General features: G+C 55.7%; 6 protein-coding genes. 2 read left to right on the forward strand and 4 right to left on the reverse strand.

The window, feature by feature from the left end:
- Positions 1 to 47: 47 nt before the first annotated feature.
- From QZZ60_RS09345 to QZZ60_RS09360, 4 genes are all read right to left on the reverse strand, one after another.
- Positions 48 to 950 carry a DMT family transporter gene (locus tag QZZ60_RS09345; RefSeq protein WP_295640793.1) on the reverse strand — a complete coding sequence of 301 codons (903 nt, stop codon included), beginning with the start codon at positions 948 to 950 and terminating at the stop codon, positions 48 to 50.
- A 22-nt stretch (positions 951 to 972) separates the two neighbouring features.
- Positions 973 to 2,316: an MATE family efflux transporter gene (locus QZZ60_RS09350; protein WP_295640796.1), complete on the reverse strand. Its 1,344-nt coding sequence runs from the start codon at positions 2,314 to 2,316 to the stop codon at positions 973 to 975.
- Positions 2,317 to 2,562: 246 nt separating this feature from the next.
- Complete coding sequence (locus QZZ60_RS09355) at positions 2,563 to 3,927, reverse strand: Na+/H+ antiporter NhaC family protein (protein ID WP_295640798.1); 1,365 nt, start codon at positions 3,925 to 3,927, stop codon at positions 2,563 to 2,565.
- Between the two features lie 69 nt (positions 3,928 to 3,996).
- Positions 3,997 to 5,136 carry a M20/M25/M40 family metallo-hydrolase gene (locus QZZ60_RS09360; RefSeq protein WP_295640800.1) on the reverse strand — a complete coding sequence of 380 codons (1,140 nt, stop codon included), beginning with the start codon at positions 5,134 to 5,136 and terminating at the stop codon, positions 3,997 to 3,999.
- Positions 5,137 to 5,757: 621 nt separating this feature from the next.
- Between QZZ60_RS09360 and QZZ60_RS09365 the strand changes: the two genes are divergently transcribed.
- Together QZZ60_RS09365 and QZZ60_RS09370 are read left to right on the forward strand one after the other, a co-directional pair.
- Positions 5,758 to 6,444: a 4Fe-4S dicluster domain-containing protein gene (locus QZZ60_RS09365; RefSeq protein ID WP_295640802.1), complete on the forward strand. Its 687-nt coding sequence runs from the start codon at positions 5,758 to 5,760 to the stop codon at positions 6,442 to 6,444.
- Between the two features lie 3 nt (positions 6,445 to 6,447).
- Positions 6,448 to 7,677, forward strand: coding sequence for a dicarboxylate/amino acid:cation symporter (locus tag QZZ60_RS09370; RefSeq protein ID WP_295640804.1), 1,230 nt, complete (start codon positions 6,448 to 6,450; stop codon positions 7,675 to 7,677).
- Positions 7,678 to 7,746: the final 69 nt, after the last annotated feature.

Genomic DNA, 7,746 nt, shown 5'->3' on the forward strand with positions numbered 1-7,746 from the left:
TTGTATTTACCAAGTGGTGGTGTTGGACTGCGTGTCGATTCAGCTGTTTACAATAAGCAGAGTTTGAAGAATGCTGGCATCTTGCCGAAATGGATCAGGCACAGCATGACACCCATGAGAATGAGGACGGTGCCGACCCAGAAGGAAAGGGAGACAGCCTCACCCAGGAAGAGAATGCCGAGAACTGTGGCGGTCAGCGGCTGCACGGGATAGAAGGCGGAACAGGTTCCGGCTTCTATGAGGGAAAGACTTTCGTTCCAGAGAACGTGGGCTACGCAGGTGCACATGACGGCCATGTAGAGAAGCGAAAGAATCACGCCCGTGTCCCAGACGGCGGGCGTGTGCATGAGCTCAATGGCAGAGGCGGGAATCGTGAAGACGAGAGCTACGCCCATGCTCCATGCCGTGATGATGAGAGGGTGATAAAGATGTCCTATCTTACGGATGATGATGGACACGTACGACCAGATCAGAACGGAGATGAGAGAAAGGACGATACCCGTCATCATGTCGCTGCCGTGAACGCCTCCGATGATGAAATAAACGCCGATGATGCCGAGCAGCAGTCCGGCTCCTTTCTGTACGGTGAGGCGTTCATGCAGGAAAATGGCCGCCATGATCATGATGACGATGGGGTTCAGGGAGTTCACGAGAGCGGCAAAAGAGGCGTTGGAAAATTTGGTTCCGAGCAGCTGCAGAACGAGGGCCACAAAGTAGCCGAAGAAGCCAATCAGGAAAATGTATTTGTAGTCCTTGCGTTCTATGGGGCGGAATTTCTTTATGTGAATGAGGGCCATAAGCAGCAGAAAGGAGATGGCGTACCGTACGAGCGAGACGGTGAACGGCGGCACTTTGTCGAGCACGTACTTGCTGACGACATAGAGACTTCCCCAGAGGAAAAACGTAAGGAAGAGGTAGAGATAGACAAGTCTTTCATTCAAGGATTTCATGATGGACCTCCTGAAGGGACGATCAGCTTCTTTCGTCGACAAGAGAAAGTTTTTTCCAGTTGCCGCGGCGGAAACGGACGATGAATATGCCGGCCCGGCACAGTTCATCAAAGGCCATGGCAATCCACACGCCGATGATGCCGAGTCCCAGCACGCTGCCGAGAAACCATGAGCCGCACACGGCCACGGACCAGCAGAAAACGATGGCCAGCATGGTGGGGAAAAAGACGTCTCCGCAGGTTTGCAGAGCCCGCACCATGACGATGTTGACGGCCCTGCCGAGCTCGAGAGCCACGTCGATGAGCATGACGATCCGGCAGAGGCGTATGACTTCGGCGTTGCTGGTGAGCAGACCGAAAATGCTGTTGGAAAAGATGGCGATGGCGGCCGAAATCGTTGCGGAGGCCAGACAGGAAACCAGCGTCACCCATAGGACGAGCTCTTCGGCTTCCTGATGTTTCCTGGCGCCGAGGGCGCGGCCGAGGAGAATCTGCATGGCCTGGGAAACGGCGGAAGTGAACAGATAGGAGCACATGGCGAGCATGGTGGCGTAGGTCTTCACCACGGCTTCTGTCGTGCTGAAGGTATTGATGATGGCAAGAATGACTATCTGGCTGAAGGAATAGGAAATGGACTCACCGCAGGAGGGCAGGCCCAGCTTGAGCATCTTGATGAGTTCCGATTTCTGACAGCGGAAAAGACGACGCGCGGAGAGACTGATGCGCAGATATTTTTTTACTTCATAGAAGAGAATGAGGGCTCCCATGAGTCTGGAGAGAACGGAAGGAATGGCCACGGCCATGGCGCCTTTCATGCCGAATCCCCACAGAAAGAGCGCATTGCCGCTAATGTTGATGATGTTGAACAGAAACGCCACAAAAAGACACTGCTTCATGTAGGTATTGCTGCGAAGATAGGCGCTCAGTGAGAGCATGACGGCCTGAAGGAAGAGACCTCCTCCGGTAATGCGGAGATAGATTACGGCCTCATCCATGATTTCCGGCTGCACGTGTATGGCCGAGAGCACGGGGCGCGCAAGGATGGCCAGGATAATGCCTATGCCGAGACTCACGGTCAGGTTGAAGTAAAAGGAAATCACATAGATCTGCTGTTCCTTTTCCTTGTTTTGCGCTCCCTTGTACTGACTTATGAGAATGAGCGATGCGGCGGACAGAACGGACAGACTGACGGCAAGCATGTCGAGAATGGTATTGGCCTGATTGATGGCCGTGGCGCTGTAGTCGTTGCCCACCATGACCTTGTCCACATTGCCCACGAGAAGCTGAAGGACAAGTTCCAGAAAAAGGGGAAGCGTGAGACGGAGCAGAAGGCTGATGTCGATGTGATCTTTGTGAAGCGGAAACATGGAAAATTCATGGAGCCGGGCAGAGCGGTCCGGCGGGAACTGATAAAGGCTTCGTTGCAATCCGTGTGATGTAAGACGCCTGGAGGAGCTTCTTCGGAGACGGACGGCTGCAGGGGAATTCGGAACGGGGCAACTGTGCTCTTCCGGGGAAAAAGTGTAAAGCAAAAACTGCGGGCATTTCCGGGAAGGGCATGCGGCCGGAGGCGACGGCGTGTCCCTCCCGGAAGGGAGGCGAAGTTTTTCCGATCAGAGTCCTGTGGCCACGGCCGCGATCATGACGATGACTGCCATGACCGTCCAGAGCAGAAACAGCGGCAGAACCCAGCCGGCCCACCGTCTGTAATCGACCCCGGCCATGGCGATGCTGGCCATCATGGTACCGTTGGTGGGGAAGATGACGTTGGAGAGCCCGTCGCCGAGCTGGAAGGCGAGAACGGCGGTCTGTCTTGTCATGTCCACCACGTCGGCCAGGGGCGCCATGATGGGCATGACGACGGCGGCCTGTCCGGAGCCTGAGGGGACAAAGAAGTTGAAGAGAAGGTTGAACAGGAACATGACGGGGGCCACAAGCACAGTGTGCAGGCTGTTGAGCGCAACGGCCATGCCGTAAATGATGGAATGAAGGATGTGCCCGTCGCTCAGAACGACGGATATGCCCGTGGCCAGACCTATGAGCATGGCCGAAAAGGTCATCTGACGGGCGCCCTGAAGAAATCCGGCCACAAAGCCGTTCATGCCCATGCCCGTTACCAGCGCACCGAACATGGCGACAAGCATCATGATGCCGGCCATGTAGTTCATGCCCCAGTGAAGGGTGAGAGAGCCCCATACATAGATGCCGAGTCCGGCCACAAGTCCGAGCAGAGCGAGGGCATGGCGGGCATTGAACTCGACGACGGGAGCACTGGCCGGAGTCTCCTCGTTGCTGTCGGCAGGCTTATTTCTGCCGGCGCATACCTTGCGTGCGTAGCGGATGATGAAAAGAGCCGTAGGAATCAGAAAGACCAGCCAGACCACGCAGCGGAAGCCGAAGCCTGACAGCATGGGCAGACCTGCAATCTGCTGGGCTATCTGTACGGTCATGGCGCATACGGGACTTGTGGCATAGCCGCCGTATGCGGCAAGAAACATGATGGCAACGCCGGTGATCTCGTCGGCGCCCAGCCTGCGGGCGAGAATGACGCCGATGGGAATGGTCGCCACCACGGGATTGGCCATGACGCCGGATGCGCCGAGAACGCTCATGATGACGATGATGGCCGGCAGAATGAGAAAGGACTTCGCACCGAGCTTTCGGACCAGCCAGCTGATGAAGGCATCGACGGAATTGCCGGCGATGAGGACCTGAAAATAACCGCCGACAAGAAAGGTGAACACGATGATGGGTCCGGCCTTCACCATGCCCTTGAAGACGGCGTCCACCAGTCCCCAGGGAGACACCCCCTGCTGGGGAATGACATGGTAGGTCATGGGATCGAGCATTTTCGTGCCGGCGATGAAGTCGTACATGCCTGCCGGAATGATGTGCGTCAGCACGGCGGCAAGCACCATCATGGCAAATACGATGACAAGCGAATTGGGGAATTGAAATTTTTTTGTGGTCGTGTTCATGGCGGTGGTTCTGCGGGAAGAAAGTTCGGGATGTTCAGGGCCGGTCGTCAGGCAGGGAAAGTATGGCGGTTACCAGCTTGCGGCACTGGGGAAGAAGCGAGGAGAGCAGGGCGTGTTCCTCCCGGCTGTGAGCTCCTGCTCCGGCGACTCCGAGCGCACACAGCGTCGGAATGCCCATTTGCGTGGTGAAGGCACTGTCGGAGCAGCCTCCTGCGGAAAGGAAGGATACCGGGCCGAGGCCGAGCCTCTGTGAGGCTTCACTGTATACTGCCGCCAGAGCGTCGGTGCCCGGAATTTTTCCATGGCCGGATATCGTCCCAGAACGAGGAATTCTGCAGAGGTTCCGGGCAGCGGCGTTTCGTCGCACAGAGCTTTCAAGGTCTGCCTGGCGGACTCAAAGTCGGCATTGGTGCGGTAGCGCAATCCCAGGGAAACGACGCACTCATCGGGAATGACGTTGGGGCCGGTTCCTCCTTCGATCCTTCCGCAGTTGAACAGGTTGCCGTCAGGTCGGGAGAGCGACTCGATTCTTTCCACGAGTCGCGCCGCCGTTCGTATGGCGCTGGCGCCTTTTTCCGGATTGCGTCCCGCATGAGCGGCAATGCCTCTGACCACAATGCGGATGACGGCGCCGCCTTTTCGTTCGATGACCGCTTCGTTTCCCGTTGAGCCGCTTTCGCAGTTGAAGGCGGCCGCGCACCCGGCGCATTCCTGAGAAAAAAGCTGTCCTCCCAGACCGTCGGAAAGCATGTGCGCCGTCTCTTCGTCACTGGAGAGCGCCAGTCGGAGCTGTCGTTCCCTGTAGCCGCAGGCGAGAAGAGCCTTGATGGCGAACAGGGCGATGACTATGCCTCCCTTGCAGTCGAATGCTCCGGGACCGTAAAGACAGTCGCCTTCCTGGCGAAGCAGCTCCGGCCAGCTGCCTGTGGGGTGAACCGTATCCAGATGGGCCAGAAGAGCCACCGGCTTCTGTGCGCCTTCAGCCGTGCGGGCCGTGAGCGCATCCCCGGCTTTTTCATAGGAGATTTTGCGGCAGGTCATGCCCATGGCGTCACAGTAGGTGTCGATGTGACTGGCAAGGCGGCTGACCGAACTTTTGTCGGCGGAAGGCGTTTCCAGTTCTACAAGGTTTTTCAGCAGCTGGACCATTTCCGACTGTTTGCCGTCAAGAAACTCCATGGCCGCATGCCACAGTGCTTCGTTTTTCATCACTTCCGCTGTTTCTGGAAAAAGAAGTGGTCAGAATAGCCACGTCTTGTAAAATGTTCAAGAGACATTGCAATAGGGAAAATTTTTTCATGAGGATGACATCCTGGAGAGTTGATTTACAATTTTTTTTCACAAGAGATGACATCTGTGAGATGGAAAAGAGCGAAAATCAGTTCATGAAGGTATCGAAGCATCAAAATATTGGGAAAAATGAGGCAAGATCAGAGCAATTTTGTATTGTTGGAAAAGGAGAACGGCTTGTCCTTATATGGACATGCGGGGCGCCGATGAGAGAATCATGGTGACAAGGCTGGTATAAACGTCTAACTATTTTGAGGGAAAGCACTTTTTCAGGGGATGCCGGAGCAATGCGTTTCCAGATACGGGCATGGTCGGTTCTGCGTCGTCTCCGGCCGGAAAAGGGCGATTGTGCGGATACGCATGAAATGCGCGGCATTTTGGCCACTGTCCGTTCGTTATTCATCGAAAGACTTTTCGGACGTTGAGGCGACCTCGAGCCGGGGGACATCTGCCGCTTGCCGGACGGGAATGCTCCTGCGGTCCGGCGCATGCGTACCGAAGGGGGGGGAGAACTTGAAGGATGTTCTTTTCGGACTGACCGTGGAAAGCGATAATCAGTCCATTCTCGACATGGTTTTCAACAAGGCTCATGACGCCCGATATTTCAGTTTGTCCACGCTGCCAGCAAAGGGTGCTCTGCCGGGATCGCGTTTTCTGGACTTCATGCGGAGCACAAGCGACGGACTGCTGTATTTCGGCGTGGGAAGCGGCAAGCCCTGCAATGAGGACATTGAAGCCCATCCCATAGTGACGCTCAACGGTTCGTTTGTCGGAGACGACACGGGGGAGTCGGAACACCGGCAGCTTATTTCCTTCCGCATTACCGGCAGGGTTCGTCCTTGTGACAATCCGGCGGCGGAACAGGAATACTGGGCAAGGAATCCCGGATCCCGCAAAATGTGGGAAAAAAGTCTGGACAGCTTTATCATCTACTGCCTGTGGCAGGGAGAGGGGGAACTGTATCAGGTCTACCGGAATGACCGCATTTATCGTCTGCGTTTCGGCTTCGGAGGCATTGAGCCCAGACCTTTCCACTATAGTATAAACGAAACGCTCTGCACGGGGTGCGGAACGTGCGTCGATGCCTGTACGGCGGGCATCATTACCGTAGAGCACGGTACGGCACGCATTCCCTTCCAGCACTGCTATGAATGCGGCGTTTGCCGCAAGGCCTGCCCGCATGGAGCGGTAGAAATGTCGGACCGCTCAGTCTGGCAAGGAGAATGATCAATGATCGCGTTATGGACTCGCTACAGGAACATCCCTCTGCTGAAAAAAATGTTTGTCGCCATGCTTGCCGGCATTGTTGCCGGCATACTGCTGGGCCCGAAGGCGGAAGTGCTGTCTCCCCTCGGTACGCTTTTTCTTCAGCTTCTTCAGATGATAGCATTGCCGCTCATCATAGTGAACCTGCTTTCGGGACTTTGCTCCCTTGACGATCCCAAGCTTTTCGGACGAATCGGCGTTCGGGTGCTGCTTTACTACTGCCTGACCACGGTTTTTGCCATGGTCATTGCCGTGTTTGTCGGCAGTCTCATCCGTCCCGGCCTCGGATTCATTCTGAGTGGTGATTTTGTTCTCAGCAGCAAGGCGACGCCGTCCATAGGGGCTACCATACTGTCCATGATACCTTCGAACGTGTTTACGGCACTCGCCGACGGCAAGTTCGATCAGGTGGTCATTTTTGTGGCCATTTTCGGCATGGCAGCGCTTTTCCTCCCTGCCGGGGATCGTGAACGGCTCCGCAGCATGTCGGACATTTTTGTCCGGGCGTTCAACAAAATCATGGCGGCCGTCATGCTTTATGCACCTGTGGGCATTTTTGCGCTCATGGCCCGCACGTTCGGCCGTTACGGTCTTTCCATGGGCGGTCCCATCGCAAAGTATGTTCTCAGCGTGTATATTTCCGTCGTCTGCATGTTCTGTGTGTACCTTCTTTTGCTCTACGTCTTCGTGCGAATGAAGCCGGGATATTTTCTGCGTCGTTCCGGTCCGGTCATCGTGTCGGCGGCAAGCACATGCTCCAGCATAGCAACGCTGCCGGTAAATCTTAAGGCTGCCGATGATCTCGGTGTGCCGAAGGGCATTTACAGCTTTACCATTCCGTTGGGCAATCAGATAAACCGTGACGGCATGGGCATCTTTTTTGCCATGTCGTTCATGTTCACGGCACAGGCCGCAGGCGTGGAGTTCTCCTTGGCCGAGCTTGGCAAGATGATTCTGCTCAGTCTGCTGCTTACCATGGGAGGTGGCGGCATTCCCGGCGGTGCCATGGTCTTTCTGGCGCTCATCTTTGAAACGTTCGGGCTTTCCGTGGAAGTGGTGGCCGTCATAGCGGGCATACATACGCTCAATGAAATGGGACTGACGACCATGAACTGCCTGGGCGACCTTGTAGGTACCGTCATAGCCACCTTCAGTGGAGAAGACAGGAAGAATCTGCCTCCCGAACAGAACTGACGGCGTCGTTCCGACAGCTTTTGCATCACATGAAAAGGCCGGGACCTGAAAGGGAACCGGCCTTTTCAT

This window comes from uncultured Mailhella sp., from assembly GCF_905187505.1.
Lineage (GTDB): Bacteria > Desulfobacterota > Desulfovibrionia > Desulfovibrionales > Desulfovibrionaceae > Mailhella.